We start from the raw sequence: 19,729 nt of genomic DNA on the forward strand, positions 1-19,729 counted from the left end.
ACTTCATAGTGTTTCGGTGGTCATAGCGTTAGGGAAACGCCCGGTTTACATTCCGAACCCGGAAGCTAAGCCTTTCAGCGCCGATGGTACTGCAGGGGGGACCCTGTGGGAGAGTAGGACGCCGCCGAACAACCCGCCCTTTTAGCTCAGTCGGTAGAGCGTCTCCATGGTAAGGAGAAGGTCAACGGTTCGATTCCGTTAAAGGGCTCCAAGAGAGAAGGCCCCCGCCATTGGCGGGGGCCTTTTTTGTTTTCCCCTCGGGCCGGGGACGGTGTCTGAGAGTCGACCACGGCCGACCCCGGCCGGCCCAGCAGGGGGTCGGCCGGGGATCAGGCGGGCTGGTCGCCCTCGCGCTGGCGGGGGACGCGGAAGGCGAGGATGGCCATGTCGTCCGAGGCCGGTTCGGCGGCGAAGCGTTCCACCGCGCGCAGCACCCGGGAGGCCACCGCGCCGGCCGTGAGCCCCGTACAGGTGCTGAGGACCTCGGTGAGGCCGTCGTCGCCGAGCATGCGGGTGCCCTCGCGGCGTTCGGTGATGCCGTCCGTGACGCAGAGCAGGACGTCGCCCGGGTCCAGGGTCAGGGTCTGCTCGTAGAGGTCGAGATCCTCCAGGACACCCAGGAGGGGCTGCGGGTCCGCCGCCGGGAGGACCTCGCCGTTCGGGCGCAGGCGCAGCGGGAGCGGGTGGCCGGCGCAGACCACCTTCATGTGGGCGCTGCCGTCGGGCTGGGGGTGGAGCTCCCCGTAGAGGAGGGTGAGGAAGCGGCTGCGGTCGCCCTCGTCGAGGATCGCGGCGTTGAGGCGCTCCAGTACGGCCGGGCCGCCGAGGCCCTCGCGGGCCAGGAGGCGCAGGGCGTGGCGGGCCAGGCCGGTGACGGCGGCCGCCTCGGGGCCCGTACCGCAGACGTCGCCGATGGCGAATCCGTAGACGCCGGGGCGGATCGGGAAGACGTCGTAGAAGTCGCCGCCCACCTCGTTGCCCTCACCGGCGGCGCGGTAGATGACCTCCACCTCCATGCCGGGGATGGCGGGGGAGCCGGGCGGCAGCAGACTGCGCTGGAGGGAGCGGCTGATGGCGGTGCGCTCGGAGTACAGGCGGGCGTTGTCCAGGGCGAGGGCGGCGCGGCGGGAGAGGTCCTCGGCGAGTTCGAGGATCTCCTGGCGGAAGTGCTCCTCGGAGGGCTTGCCGAGGGTCAGCATGCCGATGACGCGGTTGCGGGCGAGGAGGGGGAGGACCACCGTCTCGCCGCCCACCGCGAGAGCCGTCGAGGGCCAGGGGCGGGCGCCGGCCTCGCGGACCGGTTCGGGCGGACTGACCTGTGAGAGAAGGTCCTTGAGGCCGTCGATGCGCTCTTCGTCCTCGTGCAGGACGTAGGAGAGGTACGGGTCGGAGGCCGGGTCGGCGATCGTGTAGACGGCGCACCAGGCGGCGAGGGTGGGGACGGCCATCTGGGCCATGAGGGCCAGGGTCTGGTCCCGGTCGAGGGTGCCGGCGAGCAGGTCGGAGGCCTCGACGAGGAAGGAGAGGGAGCCGCGGCGCAGCCGTTCGAGCTCGCCGAGGCGGGCCGATTCCACGGCGAGGGCGATGCGGTCGGCGGCGAACTGGAGGCGCAGGGCGTCGTCGTTGGAGTAGCGGCCGGAGGATTCGGTGGCGACGCCGAGGGAGCCGGTGAGGCGGCCCTCGACCTTCAGGGGCACGGTGACGGCGGAGCGCATGCCGGTGGATTCCAAGAGCGGGACGGCTCCGGGCACCACGAGGAGGTCGTCGTGGACGGCGGGCATCCGGGCGCTGCCCCACCGGTTGGTGCCGGCTTCGATGGGGACGCGCGCGAAGCGCTGGCGGGTGGAGGGCAGCCCGGTGGTGGCGCGGACCTCCAGCTCGGTCTCGTCGTCGGTGGCGAGGAGGAGGAAGGCGGCGTCGGCGTCGAGGAGGTCGCGGGCGCGTTCCACGGTGCGCTGGAGGAGGCCGTCGAGGTCGTCGGGGGCGGGGGAGCCGATGAAGATCTCGAAGGGGTCCACGGGGCGGGGCTCGGTGAGGGTGCCGCCGTCGGTGGCGGGGAGGCGCGCGGGGGTCTGGAGCAGGGCGCGCTCGTCGTCGTGGACGAGGAGGCAGACGATGGAGGGCTCGCCGTGGGCATCGCGGACCCGCAGGTGGGAGGCGTAGACGGGGATGACCCGGCCGTCGGCGCCGCGGATGCCGTAGCTGCCCTCCCAGCGGGACAGGCGCAGGGCCTCGGCGATGCCGGTTCCGGTGCCGGGGGTCTGGGGCCAGGCGGCGAGTTCGGCGAGGGGGCGGCCGACGGCCTTCTCCGCGGGGTGGCCGAAGATGATCTCGGCGTCCTCGTTCCAGCCGGAGACGGTGTCGGTGGCGTCGACCTGGACGACGGCGACGCGGACCCGGCTGTCGGCGAGGGGCAGCAGCTGGTCGGGGACGACCGGGCCCGCGGAGCGGGTACCGACCGGACGGTCCGGCATGTCGAGCCGGAACCACACGTGTTTGTGCGCGGCCGTGTATTCGACGCCCCAGCGGGTGGCGAGGGCGGCGCAGAGCATCAGCCCGCGGCCGTTCTCGCGGTCGGGGTCGGCGTACGGGCGCTCGCCGGGGAGGTGGAGCGGGAGCTCGCGCTCCGGGTACCGGTCGGCGACCTCGACCCGTACGCCGTCCTCGGTGCGCAGGCACAGGACTTCGGCGCTGGTGCCCGCGTGGACCACGGCGTTGGTGACGAGCTCACTGGTGAGGACCACCGCGTCGTCGATGATGTCCGCGAAGCCCCAGCCCTGGAGGGTGTCGCGGACGAACGCTCGGGCGGCGGCGACCGAGCGCCCTTGTGGATCAAAACTGGCAGCCGCCCGTGCCGTGATCACGAGTCTCCTTCGACGCGGTGGACATCGGATGTGCCAGGTTACTTACCTTCGCGCCCGCCATGTTGCCGTCGTCGGGGAATCCACCCGCAGGGTACGGCCCGTGTGCGATGGTGCCGGAGTGTTATGGCCGGGTTGGGCCGAGGTGAAACACTGGGCAGGCTTGGAGTCAGGTAGTTGATGGGCGCAGGTTGATGGGCACAGCGTAAAGGGCGCAGCGTGATGAGCGCGGTGCCCGGTGGAACAGTGGTCGACCCTTTCGGGAGGGACACGGTGGAGTCTGGCGCGGCGGTGCGGCGTACGGGAACGCGCCCTAAGGGCGGACGGTCCCGGCGGGGCGACACGACGGAAGTTGATACCGCGGCACTGAACAGGCTGCTCACGGCCTTGGTGTCGATGCGGGACGGAAATTTCCGCAAGCGGTTGACGGTGTCCGGCGAGGGCGTGATGGCGGAGATCGCCGCCGTCTACAACGAGGTCGCCGACCGCAATCTCCACCTGACCGGGGAGCTGTCCCGGGTGCGGCGGATGGTGGGCCGCGAGGGCAAGCTCAGCGAAAGGCTGGAAACGGGTGCCTGCGAGGGCTCCTGGGCGGCCGCGATCGATGCCTCGAACCAGCTGGTGGACGACCTGGCCAGGCCGGTGTCCGAGGTGGGCCGGGTGCTGTCGGCGGTCGCCGAGGGTGACCTCGACCAGCGGATGGACCTGCGGACCCAGGCCGCCGAGGGGGCCGGGCATCCGTTGCGCGGGGAGTTCCTGAAGGTCGGCCGGACGGTCAACAACCTGGTCGACCAGCTCTCCGCGTTCACCGACGAGGTGACGCGGGTGGCGCTGGAGGTGGGCACCGAGGGCAAGCTCGGCGGCCAGGCCCAGGTGCGCGGAATGTCCGGTTCCTGGAAGGACCTGACCGACTCCGTCAACACGATGGCGTACCGGCTCACCGCCCAGGTGCGTGACATCGCCCTGGTGACGACGGCGGTGGCGAAGGGCGATCTCTCGCGCAAGGTCACGGTGCACGTGGCCGGCGAGATGCTCCAGCTGAAGAACACCGTCAACACGATGGTGGACCAGCTGTCCTCGTTCTCCTCCGAGGTCACCAGGGTGGCCCGGGAAGTGGGTACGGAGGGCGAGCTCGGCGGTCAGGCGAAGGTGCCCGGAGTCGCGGGCGTCTGGAAGGACCTGACCGACTCCGTCAACACGATGGCCGGCAACCTGACGGCCCAGGTGCGCGGGATCGCGCAGGTCACCACGGCGGTCGCCAACGGTGACCTGTCGCAGAAGGTCCGGGTGAGCGCGCGCGGCGAAGTCGCGCAGCTGGCCGAAACGATCAACCAGATGACCGAGACGCTACGGACCTTCGCGGACGAGGTCACGCGCGTGGCCAGCGAGGTCGGGGCGAAGGGCCTGCTCGGCGGGCAGGCGCAGGTGCCGGGCGCGGCCGGGACGTGGAAGGACCTCACCGATTCGGTGAACACGGTCTTCCGCAACCTCACCACGCAGGTGCGCGACATCGCCCAGGTGACGACGGCGGTGGCCAACGGCGACCTGTCGCAGAAGGTCACCGTGAACGTCGCGGGCGAGATGCTGGAGTTGAAGAACACCGTCAACACGATGGTGGACCAGCTCCAGTCCTTCGGTGCGGAAGTGACGCGCGTGGCCCGTGAGGTCGGCGTGGAGGGTGAACTCGGCGGCCAGGCGCAGGTGCCGGGCGCGGCCGGGACGTGGAAGGACCTCACCGATTCGGTGAACACCGCCTTCCGCAACCTCACCGGTCAGGTCCGCAACATCGCCCAGGTGACGACGGCGGTGGCCAACGGCGACCTGTCGCAGAAGGTCACGGTCGACGTCTCCGGCGAGATGCTCCAGCTGAAGAACACCGTGAACACGATGGTGGACCAGCTGTCCTCCTTCGCGGACCAGGTCACGCGCATGGCCCGGGACGTGGGAACCGAGGGCCGGCTCGGTGGTCAGGCGCGGGTCGAGGGGGTCTCCGGTACCTGGAAGGAGCTCACCGACTCCGTCAACTTCATGGCCGGGAACCTGACCTCCCAGGTGCGCCAGATCGCCCAGGTCACCACGGCGGTGGCCCGCGGTGACCTCTCCCAGAAGATCGACGTGGACGCCCGCGGCGAGATCCTGGAGCTGAAGAACACCATCAACACGATGGTCGACCAGCTGTCCGCCTTCGCGGAGCAGGTGACCCGGGTGGCCCGGGACGTGGGTACGGAGGGCCGCCTCGGCGGTCAGGCGCAGGTGCCCGGCGTGGCCGGGGTCTGGCGCGACCTGACGGACTCGGTGAACGGCATGGCCGGGAACCTCACCGGTCAGGTCCGCAACATCGCGCAGGTGGCGACCGCGGTGGCCCGCGGCGACCTGTCGCAGAAGATCGAGGTGGACGCCCGCGGGGAGATCCTGGAGCTGAAGAACACCCTCAACACGATGGTGGACCAGCTCTCGAACTTCGCGGAGCAGGTGACCCGGGTGGCCCGTGAGGTGGGCACCGAGGGGATCCTGGGCGGCCAGGCGGAGGTCAAGGGGGTCTCCGGCACGTGGAAGGACCTCACCCAGTCCGTCAACTTCATGGCGAACAACCTCACTTCCCAGGTGCGCAACATCGCCGAGGTGACCACGGCGGTGGCCACCGGCGACCTCTCGAAGAAGATCACCGTCGATGCCAAGGGCGAGATCCTGGAGCTCGTCACCACCGTGAACACGATGGTCGACCAGCTGTCCTCGTTCGCGGAGCAGGTGACCCGGGTGGCCCGCGAGGTGGGCTCGGAGGGCATCCTCGGCGGGCAGGCCCGGGTGCGCGGGGTGACGGGCATCTGGAAGGACCTGACCGACAACGTCAACCTGATGGCCAACAACCTCACTTCGCAGGTCCGCAACATCTCCCAGGTCTCCTCGGCGGTCGCCAACGGCGATCTGACGAAGAAGGTCACCGTCGAGGCGCGCGGTGAGGTCGCGCAGCTCGCCGACACCGTGAACACGATGGTCAAGACCCTGTCCTCGTTCGCGGACGAGGTCACCCGGGTGGCCCGCGAGGTGGGCACCGAGGGCCGCCTCGGCGGTCAGGCGCACGTGCCGGGGGTCTCCGGGACGTGGAAGGACCTCACCGATTCGGTGAACTTCATGGCCTCCAACCTCACCGGGCAGGTGCGCCAGATCGCCATGGTCACGACCGCCATCGCCAAGGGCGACATGACCAAGAAGATCGACATCGACGCGCGCGGCGAGATCCTTGAGCTCAAGACCACCATCAACACGATGGTCGACCAGCTGTCCTCCTTCGCCGACCAGGTGACCCGGGTCGCCCGCGAGGTGGGCACGGAGGGCATCCTCGGCGGCCAGGCACGGGTCCGGGACGTCGACGGCACCTGGCGCGACCTGACCGAGTCCGTGAACGAGATGGCCGGGAACCTGACCCGGCAGGTCCGCGCCATCGCGGCCGTCGCCACGGCGGTGACCCGCGGCGACCTCAACCTCAAGATCGACGTGGACGCGGCCGGGGAGATCCAGGTCCTCCAGGACAACCTCAACACGATGATCGCGAACCTGCGCGACACCACCCTGGCCAACAAGGAGCAGGACTGGCTCAAGGGCAACCTCGCCCGCATCTCCGGCCTGATGCAGGGCCGTCGCGAGCTGGACGACGTGGCCTCGCTGATCATGAGCGAGCTGACCCCGGTGGTCTCCGCGCAGCACGGCGCCTTCTTCCTGGCGCTGCCGACCGGGGGCACCACCGAGATCGGGACGGAGGGGGGCGCCGAGGGCTCGTACGAACTGCGGATGCGCGGGAGTTACGCGTACGCCGGCGGCCAGATGCCCATCTCCTTCCGGCCGGGGGAGGGGCTGATCGGGACGGTCGCCGACCAGAAGCGGATGATCCTCATCGAGAACACCCCGCCCGGCTACCTGAAGATCTCCTCGGGGCTCGGCGAGGCCCCGCCGGCGCACGTGATCGTGCTGCCGGTGCTCTTCGAGGGGAAGGTGCTCGGCGTCATCGAGCTGGCCTCCTTCCAGCCCTTCACGCAGATCCAGAAGGACTTCCTCAGCCAGATCGCCGAGATGATCGGTACGAGCGTCAACACCATCTCCGTCAACTCCAAGACGGAGGTGCTCCTCAAGCAGTCGCAGGAGATGACCGAGCAGCTGCGCGAGCGCTCCGACGAGCTGGAGAACCGGCAGAAGGCCCTGCAGGCCGCCAACGCCGAACTGGAGGAGAAGGCCGAGCTGCTGGCCAGGCAGAACCGGGACATCGAGGTGAAGAACACCGAGATCGAGGAGGCCCGCCAGGTCCTGGAGGAGCGCGCCGAGCAGCTCGCGGTCTCGATGCGCTACAAGTCCGAGTTCCTGGCGAACATGTCGCACGAGCTGCGGACCCCGCTCAACTCCCTGCTGATCCTGGCCAAATTGCTCGCCGACAACGCGGACGAGAACCTCTCGCCCAAGCAGGTGGAGTTCGCCGAGACCATCCACGGGGCCGGCTCCGACCTGCTCCAGCTGATCAACGACATCCTCGACCTGTCGAAGGTCGAGGCGGGGAAGATGGACGTCTCGCCGACCCGGATCGCGCTGGTCCAGCTCGTCGACTACGTGGAGGCCACCTTCCGGCCGCTGACGGCGGAGAAGGGGCTGGACTTCTCGGTACGGGTCTCCCCGGAGCTCCCGGCCACCCTGCACACCGACGAGCAGCGGCTGCTCCAGGTGCTCCGCAACCTGCTGTCGAACGCGGTGAAGTTCACCGACACCGGGGCGGTGGAGCTGGTGATCCGGCCCGCCGGTGCCGACGTGCCCGTCGCCATCCGCGAGCAGCTGCTGGAGGCCGGCTCGCTGCGCGAGGCGGACGCCGACCTGATCGCCTTCTCGGTGACCGACACCGGGATCGGGATCGCCGCGAGCAAGATGCTGGTGATCTTCGAGGCGTTCAAGCAGGCGGACGGAACCACCAGCCGCAAGTACGGGGGCACCGGTCTCGGACTGTCCATCAGCCGGGAGATCGCCCGGCTGCTGGGCGGGGAGATCCACGCGGCGAGCGAGCCGGGCCGGGGGTCGACGTTCACGCTGTACCTGCCGCTGAACCCGAGCGAGCTGCCCCCGCAGGGGTACGCGCCGCCCACGCCCGGCGGCGCGCGCGCCGAGCTGTACCGCAGGCCGGCCGCCGAGGCGGCGCGGCCCGCGCTGCCGGCGGCCCCGGCCGAGCAGGGTCCGGTGTCGCCCGCGCAGCCGCTGGCCGCGCCGCGGGCCGGGGAGCCGGTCGGGCAGGGGTCCTCGGCGCTGTTCCGGCGGCGGCGCAAGGCCCTGAGCGAACCGCTGCCGAGGGCGGAGGTGCCGGGGCAGGGCGACGCGGAGGCGTGGGCCGTCGACGAGCCGCTGCCGGTGGCGCCGCGGACGTACGACTTCCACGGCGAGCGGGTGCTGATCGTGGACGACGACGTGCGCAACGTCTTCGCGCTGACCAGCGTGCTGGAACAGCACGGACTGGCGGTGCTGTACGCGGAGAACGGCCGGGAGGGCATCGAGGTCCTGGAGCAGCACGACGACGTGGCGCTCGTGCTGATGGACATCATGATGCCGGAGATGGACGGGTACGCGACGACCTCGGCGATCCGGCGGATGCCGCAGTTCGAGGGGCTGCCGATCATCGCGCTGACGGCCAAGGCGATGAAGGGGGATCGGGAGAAGGCGATCGAGTCCGGTGCCTCGGACTACGTGACCAAGCCGGTCGAACCCGACTACCTACTGTCGGTCATGGAAGGACACATGCGCGGAAACTGAGGCGTGATCGGGCGGGCGGGAAGGGACTCCCGAGGGAACCTTCTGCCCTCCCACCACGTTTCCGCTTCGTGCACAGTGACATCTTGGTGACAGGGTGTGGCGATCTCGGGACTGGGGCTACGATGACCGGCACAAGGACGGACGGCGCAAGGATGCCGTCCTCTGGGGCGGGGCCCGGCGCACAGGCCGGTGCCAGGAGCCGGGGAGGCCCCATGCCGGGGCGAGGAGGACAGGGCATGGTGCAGAAGGCCAAGATCCTCCTGGTCGACGACAGGCCGGAGAATCTGCTGGCGCTGGAGGCCATCCTCTCCGCGCTCGATCAGACACTGGTCCGGGCGTCGTCGGGGGAGGAAGCGCTCAAGGCGCTGCTGACGGACGACTTCGCGGTCATCCTGCTGGACGTGCAGATGCCGGGCATGGACGGTTTCGAGACGGCCGCGCACATCAAGCGGCGGGAGCGGACCCGGGACATCCCGATCATCTTCCTGACCGCGATCAACCACGGTCCGCACCACACCTTCCGCGGCTACGCGGCGGGGGCGGTGGACTACATCTCGAAGCCCTTCGACCCGTGGGTACTGCGGGCCAAGGTCTCGGTGTTCGTGGAGCTCTACACGAAGAACTGCCAACTGCGCGAGCAGGCGGCGCTGCTGAGGCTCCAGCTGGAGGGCGGCAGCTCCAACGGCTCGGTGGATGGCTCCAAGGAGACGGCCGGGCTGCTGGCCGAGCTCTCCGCGAGGCTCGCCGCGGTGGAGGAGCAGGCGGAAGCGCTGACCAAGCAGCTGGGCGAGGAGGCCGCCGATCCGTCGGTGGTGGCCACCGCGGCCCACCTGGAGCGCAAGCTCACCGGACTGCGGCGGGCGCTCGACGCGCTGGAGCCGGGGACCGGGAGCGGTGCGCCCGTGCTGCCCGCGCAGGGCTGAGAGCCGTGGGGCCCGTGGGATTTCGCGGGTTTCCGTAGGAGCGCGCCCGCCCGCAGGCCTGGCGGACCGTCAGGCCTGGCGGCACGTCAAAGCGGGTCCACAGGTGGCGACACGAACGGGTGAAGCGGTGGGCACGCGTGTCCACCGGTACGCACACCGGTAACCTCGGGCCCATGGCCTCAAGTACGTCCGGTAAGGGTTCCCAGAGCACGGCGGGCACCGCGAAGGGTCGCACGGGCCGTACGACGGCGCCGGCGAAGGCAGCCCCCGCTCGCAAGCCGCCCGCCAAGAAGGCCGCGGCCGCCACTCGGCGCGCCCCGGTCAAGAAGGTCGCGCCCAAACCCGCGCCGTCCCCCACCGGGGGAGTGCTGTGGCTGGTGCGCGCCGTCTGGCTGGGCCTCGCGCACGCGGTCGGCGCGGTCTTCCGCGGCATCGGGCAGGGCGCGAAGAACCTCGACCCCGCCCACCGCAAGGACGGCCTGGCGCTGTTGCTCCTCGGGCTCGCGCTGATCGTCGCCGCCGGGACCTGGTCGAACCTGAGCGGGCCCGTCGGGGACCTGGTGACCATGCTGATCACCGGCGCCTTCGGGCGGCTCGACCTGCTCGTGCCGATCCTGCTCGGCGTCATGGCGGTACGTTTCATCCGCCACCCCGAACAGGCGGACGCCAACGGCCGCATCGGGATCGGGCTCTCCGCGCTGGTCATCGGAGTGCTGGGGCTCGTGCACATCGCCTGCGGAGCCCCCGGGCGCGACGAGGGCACCACCGCCATGCAGAACGCGGGCGGGCTGATCGGCTGGGGCGCCTCGAAGCCGCTGATCTTCACGATGGGCGCGCCGCTGGCCGTGCCGATGCTGGTGCTGCTCACCGTCTTCGGGCTGCTGGTGGTCACCGCCACCCCGGTCAACGCGATCCCGCGGCGGCTGCGCAACGCGGGGATCCGGCTCGGGGTGATCGCGCCGAACGAGTACGACGAGGGCTACGGGCAGGCCGCCGCGGAGGCTGTCTCCGCCGACCGGCACGACGCCGAGCAGTGGCGGGCCCGTACGGGTGCGGCCGCCACCACCGAGGAGGAGGCGCTCGCCCGGCGGCGGCGCCCCCGGCGGGCCACCGGCAGGCCGGGCATGGACCGGGAGATGGACGCCGTCGACGTGGCCGCCGCGGCCGCGGCGGCGCTGGACGGTGCGGTCTACGGCGGGATGCCGCCCTCCCTGCTGGTCGCCGATCTCACCCAGGGCATCTCGGTGGAGCGCGAGGGCGCGGAGATCACTGCTCCGGTGCCCTCCGCCCGCGAGGAGAAGGCCTCGGCAGCGGCAGCCGCAGCCGCAGCCGCTGCCCCGGGGCCCGCTGCCCCGGCCCCCGTCGTTCCCGGAGCCACGCCGCACGGCACCACCGCCGTGGCCTCCGGGACGCTGTCCGTGCCCGACCTGACCAAGGCCCCGCCCGAGACCCAGGCGCTGCCGCCCCGCGCCGAGCAGCTCCAGCTGCGCGGGGACATCACGTACTCCCTGCCCTCCTTGGACCTGCTGGAGCGCGGGGGGCCGGGGAAGACCCGTAGCGCTGCGAACGACGCGGTGGTCGCCTCGCTGACCAACGTGTTCATGGAGTTCAAGGTCGACGCGAAGGTCACCGGATTCACCCGCGGTCCGACGGTCACCCGCTACGAGGTGGAGCTCGGCCCGGCCGTGAAGGTCGAGCGGATCACCGCGCTCGCGAAGAACATCGCCTACGCGGTGGCCTCGCCGGACGTCCGGATCATCAGCCCGATCCCCGGCAAGTCGGCGGTCGGCATCGAGATCCCGAACACCGACCGCGAGATGGTCAACCTGGGCGACGTGCTCCGGCTGGCCGACGCGGCCGAGGACGACCACCCGATGCTGGTCGCGCTCGGCAAGGACGTCGAGGGCGGCTACGTCATGGCCAACCTCGCGAAGATGCCGCACGTGCTGGTCGCCGGCGCCACGGGCTCCGGCAAGTCCTCCTGCATCAACTGCCTCATCACCTCGGTGATGGTGCGGGCCACCCCGGAGGACGTCCGGATGGTGCTCGTGGACCCCAAGCGGGTGGAGCTGACGGCGTACGAGGGCATCCCGCACCTGATCACCCCGATCATCACCAACCCGAAGCGGGCCGCAGAGGCGCTCCAGTGGGTCGTGCGCGAGATGGACCTGCGCTACGACGACCTCGCGGCCTTCGGGTACCGGCACATCGACGACTTCAACAAGGCGATCCGCGAAGGCAAGATCAAACTGCCGCCGGGCAGCGAGCGGGAGCTCAGCCCGTACCCGTACCTGCTGGTGATCGTCGATGAGCTCGCCGACCTGATGATGGTGGCCCCGCGCGACGTGGAGGACTCCATCGTCCGCATCACCCAGCTGGCCCGTGCGGCCGGCATCCACCTGGTGCTCGCCACGCAGCGGCCCTCGGTGGACGTGGTCACCGGCCTGATCAAGGCCAACGTGCCCTCCAGGCTCGCGTTCGCCACGTCCTCGCTCGCGGACAGCCGGGTGATCCTCGACCAGCCCGGTGCGGAGAAGCTGATCGGCAAGGGCGACGGGCTGTTCCTGCCGATGGGCGCGAACAAGCCGGTCCGGCTGCAGGGCGCCTTCGTCACCGAGGACGAGATCGCCGGGATCGTGCAGCACTGCAAGGACCAGATGGCGCCGGTCTTCCGCAACGACGTCACGGTCGGGCAGAAGCAGACCAAGGAGATCGACGAGGAGATCGGCGACGACCTGGACCTGCTGTGCCAGGCGGCCGAGCTGGTCGTCTCCACGCAGTTCGGGTCCACCTCGATGCTCCAGCGCAAGCTGCGGGTCGGTTTCGCGAAGGCCGGCCGGCTGATGGACCTGATGGAGTCGCGCGGGATCGTGGGCCCGAGCGAGGGCTCGAAGGCGCGCGACGTCCTGCTCAAGGCCGACGAACTTGACGGAGTGCTCGCGATGATCCGCGGGGAGACTCCCCTCTAGGCCGTCCGTGTTCCGGGGGTGGCCGTTTCCTCCGGGGCCGCGTCCAGTTGAGGGAGGTGGCGGCGCGTCCCGGGCCGCGACACCGGGCGGAATCACCGTGGCCATTCGTATGGCGTACGGAGTCACCCCTCCGGTTGCCACACCCTTTCGTCACCCCCCTAGACTGGACATCCAGCAGGTGGCTACACGCTCGAAAGGCGCCCTCGTGTCCATCGGCAACTCCAACTCCCCCGAAGAAGAGCGGCCTTCGACCGACGACCGGTCCGAGGACCGCGTCGTCGAACGTTCCGTCGAAGGACCGTCCATCGGGACGGCCCTCAAGAAGGCCCGGATCGCCGCCGGGCTGACCGTCGACGAGGTCAGTTCCACCACCCGCGTGCGCATTCCGATCGTGCACGCGATCGAATCCGATGATTTCTCGCGCTGCGGCGGCGACGTCTACGCCCGCGGCCACATCCGTACGCTCGCCCGCGCCGTGCGCATCGATCCGGCACCCCTGGTCGAGAGCTACGACGCGGCCCACGGCGGCCGGCCGGCACCCACCCCCGCCGCGCCGATGTTCGAAGCCGAGCGGATCCGCCCCGAACGGCAGCGGCCCAACTGGACCGCCGCCATGGTCGCCGCCATCGTCGCCGTGATCGGCTTCGTCGGCTTCACCGCCTTCGGCAGCGGTGACGAGAAGTCCAAGCAGCCGGTGGCGGAAGGTTCCGCCGCCCCCAAGGCCGCACCCACCCAGAGCGGCGCCAAGCCGTCGCCCCAGACCCCGCAGGCACCTCTGGCCCCCAAGCCCGAGCCCTCGGAAAGCGCCATCGCCGCCGCGCCCAAGGACCTCGTCACGGTCGTCCTGACCGCCAACGACGGGGAAAGCTGGATCTCGGCCAAGGACCACAGTGGCCGGCTCCTCTTCGACGGAACCCTGGCGCCGGGCGAGTCGAAGACGTTCACCGACAAGGATTCCATCGACCTGGTCCTCGGCGACGCCGGGGTCGTGAAGCTGTTCGTGAACGGCAAGGAGATCAAGGACAAGTTCCAGCCGGGCCAGGTGGAACGTCTCACATACACCAAGGACGACCCGCGTCAGGGCCAGGCCCAGGCGGGCTGACCAGCGAGGAATAAATCGTTCCGGATCCCCGGAGTGCTGCGCCGCACTCCGGGGATCTTGTCGTACTGGGATGGGAGGCGGGGGCCGCCGCCGGGACGAAGTAGTCTTGAGTCCATGCCCGAACGCCGTACCGTCGCCCTTGTCACTCTTGGCTGCGCCCGTAACGAGGTGGACTCGGAGGAGCTCGCAGGCCGCTTGGCGGCGGATGGCTGGGAGCTCGTCGAGGACGCCGCCGATGCGGACGTAGCCGTCGTCAACACCTGCGGCTTCGTCGAAGCCGCCAAAAAGGACTCCGTAGACGCCCTGCTCGAAGCCAACGATCTCAAGGATCACGGCAGGACGCAGGCCGTCGTAGCCGTCGGCTGTATGGCCGAGCGCTACGGCAAGGAACTCGCCGAAGCGCTCCCCGAAGCCGACGGAGTCCTCGGATTCGACGACTACGCCGACATCTCCGACCGCCTCCAGACCATCCTCAACGGCGGCATCCACGCCTCCCACACCCCGCGCGACCGGCGCAAGCTGCTGCCGATCAGCCCGGCGGCCCGCCAGGAGGCGGAGGTGGCCCTGCCCGGCCACGCGCAGTCGGCGCCCGCCGAGGAGCCGGCCGAGGCCCCCGCCGACCTCCCGGACGGGCTCGCGCCCGCCTCCGGGCCGCGCGCGCCGCTGCGTCGCCGCCTGGACAAGAGCCCGGTGGCCTCCGTCAAGCTGGCCTCCGGCTGCGACCGCCGCTGCTCCTTCTGCGCCATCCCGTCCTTCCGCGGCTCCTTCATCTCCCGCCGCCCCAGCGACGTGCTGGGCGAGACGCGCTGGCTCGCCGAGCAGGGCGTCAAGGAGATCATGCTGGTCTCCGAGAACAACACCTCGTACGGCAAGGACCTCGGCGACATCCGCCTGCTGGAGACCCTGCTGCCCGAGCTGGCCGAGGTGGACGGCATCGAGCGCGTCCGCGTCAGCTACCTCCAGCCCGCTGAGATGCGGCCCGGCCTGATCGACGTACTGACCTCGACCCCCAAGGTCGTCCCGTACTTCGACCTCTCCTTCCAGCACTCGGCCCCTGACGTGCTGCGCGCCATGCGCCGCTTCGGTGACACCGACCGCTTCCTGGAGCTGCTGGACACCATCCGCTCCAAGGCCCCGCAGGCCGGCGTCCGGTCCAACTTCATCGTCGGCTTCCCCGGCGAGAAGGAATCGGACTTCGCCGAGCTGGAGCGTTTCCTCACCAACGCGCGGCTCGACGCCATCGGCGTCTTCGGCTACTCGGACGAGGACGGCACCGAGGCCGTCACCTACGACAACAAGCTGGACGCCGACACGATCGCCGAGCGCCTCGCCCACATGCAGCGCCTCGCCGAGGAGCTCACCTCGCAGCGCGCGGAGGAGCGGATCGGAGAGACCCTGGAGGTGCTCGTCGAGACGGTCGTCCCGATCGACGAGGCCGAGGACGGCGAGGGCGCCTACGGGCGCGCCGCCCACCAGGCCCCCGAGACCGACGGCCAGGTCGTCTTCACGGACGGCGCGGGCCTGGTCCCCGGGCGCATCGTCACAGCGAAGGTGGTCGGCACCCTGGGCGTGGACCTGGTGGCCGAGCCCCTGGGCGTGGACCTCGAGGAGGCGGCCGGATGAGCGGAGCCCCGGCATCCGCGGCGGGCGGGACCGGCCGCCGGCCCGCGCCCGGCGCGAAGCTGGGCGCCGCGGCGGTCAGTCAGGCCAGCCTGTGGAACATCGCCAACATCCTGACGATGATCCGGCTGGTCCTGGTGCCGGGATTCGTGATGCTGCTGCTCGCCGACGGGGGATACGACCCCGTCTGGCGGGCGCTGGCCTGGGCGGCGTTCGCCGTCGCCATGATCACCGACATCTTCGACGGGCATCTGGCCCGCACCTACAACCTGGTCACCGACTTCGGGAAGATCGCCGACCCCATCGCCGACAAGGCGATCATGGGGTCGGCTTTGGTGTGTCTGTCGTGGCTCGGTGATCTGCCCTGGTGGGTGACCGGGGTGATCCTCGGCCGGGAACTCGGGATCACGCTCCTGCGTTTCTGGGTCATCAGGTACGGGGTGATTCCCGCGAGCCGGGGCGGCAAGCTCAAGACCCTGGCCCAGGGCACGGCCGTGGGCATGTACGTGCTCGCGCTGACCGGGCCGCTGGCCACGATGCGGTTCTGGGTGATGGCGGTCGCCGTCGTGCTGACCGTGGTCACCGGTTTGGATTACATCCGCCAGGCGATCGTGCTGCGGCGCCAGGGGCTGGCCGAGGAGCGGGCCGCGCGGTGAACGACGCGGGGACCGGTGCGGGGTTCGGGCTCGTCGGCGACGCCGGGAGCGGCCCCACGGGCGGCCCGGCGGGTGCCTCGGCGGGCGGCGCCGGTAATTCTGCGGTAATCGGTACGGGGGAATCTTCAGTGGCTCCAGAGACGGGTGAGGCGATCCGGAGTGCCGCTGAGGCTGGCGGGGACACCGGGGCGGTTGCGGCCGATGTGCTGAACTTGCTCGCGGAGAGTAACGGAACGGTCGCTGTCGCGGAGTCCCTGACCGGCGGCATGGTGGCCGCCGAGCTCACCGCGGTCCCCGGCGCTTCTCGGTCATTCCGAGGTTCCGTCACGGCGTACGCGACCGAGCTCAAGCACCGGGTACTGGGCGTGGACGCGGAGCTGCTGGCGGCCGAAGGCGCGGTAAACGCGCAGGTCGCAGAGGAGATGGCGGCCGGAGTGCGACGCGTCCTGGGCGCCTCGTGGGGCATCGCGACCACCGGAGTGGCCGGCCCGGAGCCACAGGACGGGCAGCCGGTTGGCACCGTTTTCGTGTCCGTGGCGGGCCCCCGGGGCAGGAAAACGGCCCGGCTGCGGTTGAAAGGCTCCCGGGAGGAAATCCGTAGGGAGAGTGCACGCACAGTGCTCAAGCTTCTCGCGAGCGAACTTCGCGAGAATCTGCGGGGGCAGGATACGGAACAGGACGGGGGGATTTGATGTTTGCAGCCCTGAGTGAACACGACATCGCTCCCCGCACGGCCGCGGCGCGAGGCGGTACGGTGGGGCGTGAAGGTTACGGCTACACGGTCAGAGGAGGGAGCCACCGATGATTCTGCTCCGTCGCCTGCTGGGTGACGTGCTGCGTCGGCAGCGCCAGCGCCAGGGCCGTACTCTGCGCGAAGTCTCCTCGTCCGCCCGAGTTTCGCTCGGTTATCTCTCCGAGGTGGAGCGGGGGCAGAAGGAGGCATCTTCCGAGCTGCTCTCCGCGATCTGCGACGCGCTTGACGTACGGATGTCAGAGCTGATGCGCGAAGTCAGCGACGAGCTGTCGCTCGCCGAGCTGGCACAGTCGGCTGCGGCAAGCGGTCCGGTGTCCGCACCGGTTCGCCCGATGCTCAATTCGGTATCCGTGGCCTCGGTCACGGGTGGCCCGGAGCGGGTGACCATCAAGGCGCCCGTGGAAGCGGTGAATGTCGTAGCCGCGTGATGTGCGAGCCGTTCGTGGCGCGCGTGTGAGTGTGGCCGGAGCCCCGGTCGGTGCTGATGCACCGGCCGGGGCTCCCGGCCGTTCTGGGTGCGGGGTCGCGGGGGGTACGGGAGGATTGGGCGTGTCCGGGACCCCGGCCCCTGGGAGATGACCGTGCGGCGGTTGCTGCGGACGCGGATACCCGCGGGCCTGGCCCTTGCGCTGGTGGTGGGCGTCCTGTGGTGGTGGGCGGTGCTGCGGCTGGCGCTGGCGCCGCAGGAGACCGGGCCCCTGGAGGGCGCGGTCGCCGTCGGCGGATGGGGGCTGGGACTGCTTCCGGTGCACTGCGTGCCGGGGCCGGGGCGGGGCCGCCCCGAGCGGGGGCGTCGCCGGGCCGACGGGCGGGCCGGGGGCGGTGCCGGTGCCGGGGACCGTGTTGGGGACGGGGGCGCTACCAGGGCATCGACACCCCACCGTTCGGGCGAAGGATCTGGCCCGTCATGAAGGACGAGGCGTCCGAGGCGAGGTAGAGCACGGCCTGCGCGATGTCCTCGGGCTCGCCGACCCGGCGCAGCGGGGACATCCGCGTCATCATCGCCTCGGTCTGCTCCTGGACCTCGGGGCTGTGCCGACCGGTCATCGGGGTGCGGATCCAGCCGGGGGCCACGGCGTTGACCCGGATGCCGTGGGGGCCGGCCTCGGTGGCCAGGGTCTTGGTCAGCTGGACCACGGCGGCCTTGGCAGCGCTGTAGCAGAGCAGGCCGGGCTGGGCGGCGTCCACGGCGCCGGAGGCCATCGTGACGATCGAGCCGGGACGGCCCGCCGCGATCATGGAGCGGGCGGCCTCCTGGCAGGTGCGCAGGACGCCCTTGAAGTTGATGTCCAGGACCCGGTCGAGGTCCTCGTCGGCCGTGTCCAGGACGCTGCTGCTGTGCATGATCCCGGCTATCGCGGCGGTGATGTCGAGCGGGCCGGCCTGGGCGATGGCGGCCTTGATCGCGGCGCGGTCGGTGACGTCGAGAGGGTGGACGGTGGCACGGCCGCCCGCCTTGGTGATCAGCTCGGCGGTCTCCTGGAGTCCTTGCGCGTCGCGGTCCGCGCAGTGCACGGCCGCTCCCGCCTCGGCGAGGAGCACGGCGGTGGCGCGGCCGATGCCGCTGGCGGCGCCGGTGATCAAGGCGGTGCGGCCGGTGAGGTCGTACGCAGTGGGTGTGGGCATGCGGGGACGGTACGACCGGATCTGACGGAGCGTCAACTATACTGTCGGGCCGGATTGGCAGCGCGGGCACCAGTAGGTGGGGCGGCCGTCCTGCGGGGCCTCGCGCACGGGGGTGCCGCAGCGCAGGCAGGGCCGGTGGGAGCGGCCGTAGACGAAGAGGTCCTGGCCGGGGCGGCGACTGCCGGTGGTGTTGCGACGGCGGTCCTTGTTCGCGTCGAGGAGCCGGTGCGCGGCGGCGGTGAGGCGGGGGAGGGTGGCCCGCGGGATGTCGCCGACGGGGGTCCAGGGGGTGAGCCGGGCGAGGAAGCAGAGCTCGGCCTTGTAGATGTTGCCGATCCCGGCCAGGTTGCGCTGATCGAGCAGGGCCTCGCCTAGCGGACGGCCGGGGTCGGCGAGCAGGTTGTCCGCGGCGGCCTGCGGGTCCCAGTCCGGGCCGAGCAGGTCGGGGCCGAGGTGACCGACGACGCGGTGCTCGTCGGCGGTGCGGAGCAGCTCCACGACGGGGAGGCGGTAGCCGACGGCGGTGTGCGTGGCGGTGGCGAGGACCAGGCGGATCTCGTGGTCGGCACGCCGGTGGCCTCCGGCGGGGGTGGAGGTGGCGGCGCCTCCGGCGGCGGGGGCATCGGAGCCGCCGGTGGGGGTGGCGTTGGCGAAGACGCGCCAGGCGCCGTCCATGCGGAGGTGGGTGTGGAGGGTGAGGCTGTCCGTGGGCCGGTGGGGGGTCCGGGGCGGGGGACCGGAGGGTCCGGGGCTGCCGGAGCCGCTGAGGCCGCCGGGCGGGGGGTCCGCCGGTCCGGGGTCGGCGGGGCCGCTCAGGCGGATGAGGAGGTGCTTGCCGCGGGGGACGACCTCGAGGGTGGTGCGGCCGGTGAGATCGGCGGTGGCGAAGCGGGGCACGCGGAAGTCCGAGTGGGTGAGCACCTTCCCCGCCAGGGCTTCGCGGAGCAGGGCCGCGGTGCGGTAGACGCTGTCGCCTTCGGGCATGTCCCCATTCTGGGCCCCGGCAGCGCGGCGGGGTGCGGTACCGGGCGACGCGGACCCGGCAGGATCCGAAAGGGACGGCCGAGGGCCTGTCGTCAGAGTGCCGTCGTCGCCCGGAGGGCGGCCCCGAGGCGTCCGGTGCGGTGAGAGTGCGTGCCGGGCGTCGCGGGGCAGGCGGCATGTTGACGACGGGCCCTAGTCCTGGGGGCGACGCCACGGGCGGTCGCCCGGATTCAGCAATGTCTCCGGCGCCTTCCCGCTCGCCCGGCGCCGGCCTGCGGTGGACACACCCACGAACAGGATCATCAGGAAGCCCACCACGCACAGCGGCCAGAGGGTGAAGACCCCGACGATCAGCAGCAGCAGGCCCACGGCCAGCAGCCCGCGTGCCCAGTCGGGACCCTGTTGCTCAGCCATCTCGGCTCCCCTCGTCGAGAGCGCAAACCGTACTCGGACCGA

12 protein-coding genes, 1 tRNA gene and 1 rRNA gene are annotated in these 19,729 nt (G+C 71.0%); 10 read left to right on the top strand and 4 right to left on the bottom strand.

Annotation, left to right across the window (positions count from 1 at the left end):
- Positions 1 to 12: 12 nt before the first annotated feature.
- Positions 13 to 130: ribosomal RNA gene (rrf, locus tag AC3IYJ_RS29685) — 5S ribosomal RNA — on the top strand.
- 5 nt (positions 131 to 135) lie between these two features.
- A tRNA-Thr gene (locus AC3IYJ_RS29690) sits at positions 136 to 211 on the top strand.
- Positions 212 to 329: 118 nt separating this feature from the next.
- Here the strand turns inward: AC3IYJ_RS29690 and AC3IYJ_RS29695 are convergent.
- Positions 330 to 2,864, bottom strand: coding sequence for a SpoIIE family protein phosphatase (locus AC3IYJ_RS29695; protein ID WP_489397595.1), 2,535 nt, complete (start codon positions 2,862 to 2,864; stop codon positions 330 to 332).
- 393 nt (positions 2,865 to 3,257) lie between these two features.
- On the opposite strand from AC3IYJ_RS29695, the gene AC3IYJ_RS29700 reads away from it, so the two are divergent.
- The 8 genes from AC3IYJ_RS29700 to AC3IYJ_RS29735 all read left to right on the top strand — a co-directional run bounded on the left by AC3IYJ_RS29700 (position 3,258) and on the right by AC3IYJ_RS29735 (position 17,091).
- Positions 3,258 to 8,639, top strand: coding sequence for a HAMP domain-containing protein (locus AC3IYJ_RS29700; protein WP_489397596.1), 5,382 nt, complete (start codon positions 3,258 to 3,260; stop codon positions 8,637 to 8,639).
- A 236-nt stretch (positions 8,640 to 8,875) separates the two neighbouring features.
- The gene (locus tag AC3IYJ_RS29705) at positions 8,876 to 9,562 is read left to right on the top strand and encodes a response regulator (RefSeq protein WP_489397597.1); all 687 of its coding nucleotides are present in this window, start codon (positions 8,876 to 8,878) and stop codon (positions 9,560 to 9,562) included.
- A 173-nt stretch (positions 9,563 to 9,735) separates the two neighbouring features.
- Positions 9,736 to 12,531: an FtsK/SpoIIIE family DNA translocase gene (locus tag AC3IYJ_RS29710; protein ID WP_489397598.1), complete on the top strand. Its 2,796-nt coding sequence runs from the start codon at positions 9,736 to 9,738 to the stop codon at positions 12,529 to 12,531.
- A gap of 205 nt (positions 12,532 to 12,736) precedes the next feature.
- A complete protein-coding gene (locus tag AC3IYJ_RS29715) occupies positions 12,737 to 13,633 on the top strand; it encodes a helix-turn-helix domain-containing protein (protein ID WP_489397599.1) in 897 nt (298 codons plus the stop codon).
- A gap of 114 nt (positions 13,634 to 13,747) precedes the next feature.
- A complete protein-coding gene (gene rimO, locus AC3IYJ_RS29720; protein WP_489397600.1) occupies positions 13,748 to 15,256 on the top strand; it encodes a 30S ribosomal protein S12 methylthiotransferase RimO in 1,509 nt (502 codons plus the stop codon).
- Positions 15,253 to 15,909: a CDP-diacylglycerol--glycerol-3-phosphate 3-phosphatidyltransferase gene (gene pgsA / locus AC3IYJ_RS29725; protein ID WP_489397601.1), complete on the top strand. Its 657-nt coding sequence runs from the start codon at positions 15,253 to 15,255 to the stop codon at positions 15,907 to 15,909. Before rimO ends, pgsA begins: the two co-directional genes overlap by 4 nt.
- Positions 15,910 to 16,061: 152 nt before the next feature.
- On the top strand, positions 16,062 to 16,601 hold the full coding sequence (locus AC3IYJ_RS29730; RefSeq protein WP_489402962.1) for a CinA family protein: 540 nt from the start codon (positions 16,062 to 16,064) through the stop codon (positions 16,599 to 16,601).
- Between the two features lie 109 nt (positions 16,602 to 16,710).
- On the top strand, positions 16,711 to 17,091 hold the full coding sequence (locus AC3IYJ_RS29735; RefSeq protein ID WP_371618193.1) for a helix-turn-helix domain-containing protein: 381 nt from the start codon (positions 16,711 to 16,713) through the stop codon (positions 17,089 to 17,091).
- Positions 17,092 to 17,521: 430 nt separating this feature from the next.
- Here the strand turns inward: AC3IYJ_RS29735 and AC3IYJ_RS29740 are convergent, their stop codons facing one another.
- The 3 genes from AC3IYJ_RS29740 to AC3IYJ_RS29750 all read right to left on the bottom strand — a co-directional run bounded on the left by AC3IYJ_RS29740 (position 17,522) and on the right by AC3IYJ_RS29750 (position 19,687).
- Entirely contained in the window at positions 17,522 to 18,289 is a 768-nt protein-coding gene (locus tag AC3IYJ_RS29740; RefSeq protein ID WP_371618195.1) for an SDR family NAD(P)-dependent oxidoreductase, read from the bottom strand.
- Positions 18,290 to 18,325: 36 nt separating this feature from the next.
- Entirely contained in the window at positions 18,326 to 19,273 is a 948-nt protein-coding gene (locus AC3IYJ_RS29745; protein ID WP_489397602.1) for an Fpg/Nei family DNA glycosylase, read from the bottom strand.
- Between the two features lie 192 nt (positions 19,274 to 19,465).
- A complete protein-coding gene (locus tag AC3IYJ_RS29750; protein ID WP_489397603.1) occupies positions 19,466 to 19,687 on the bottom strand; it encodes a hypothetical protein in 222 nt (73 codons plus the stop codon).
- Between the last annotated feature and the right edge of the window lie 42 nt (positions 19,688 to 19,729).

The sequence above is a fragment of the Streptomyces sp. GL_140 genome, assembly GCF_057834465.1.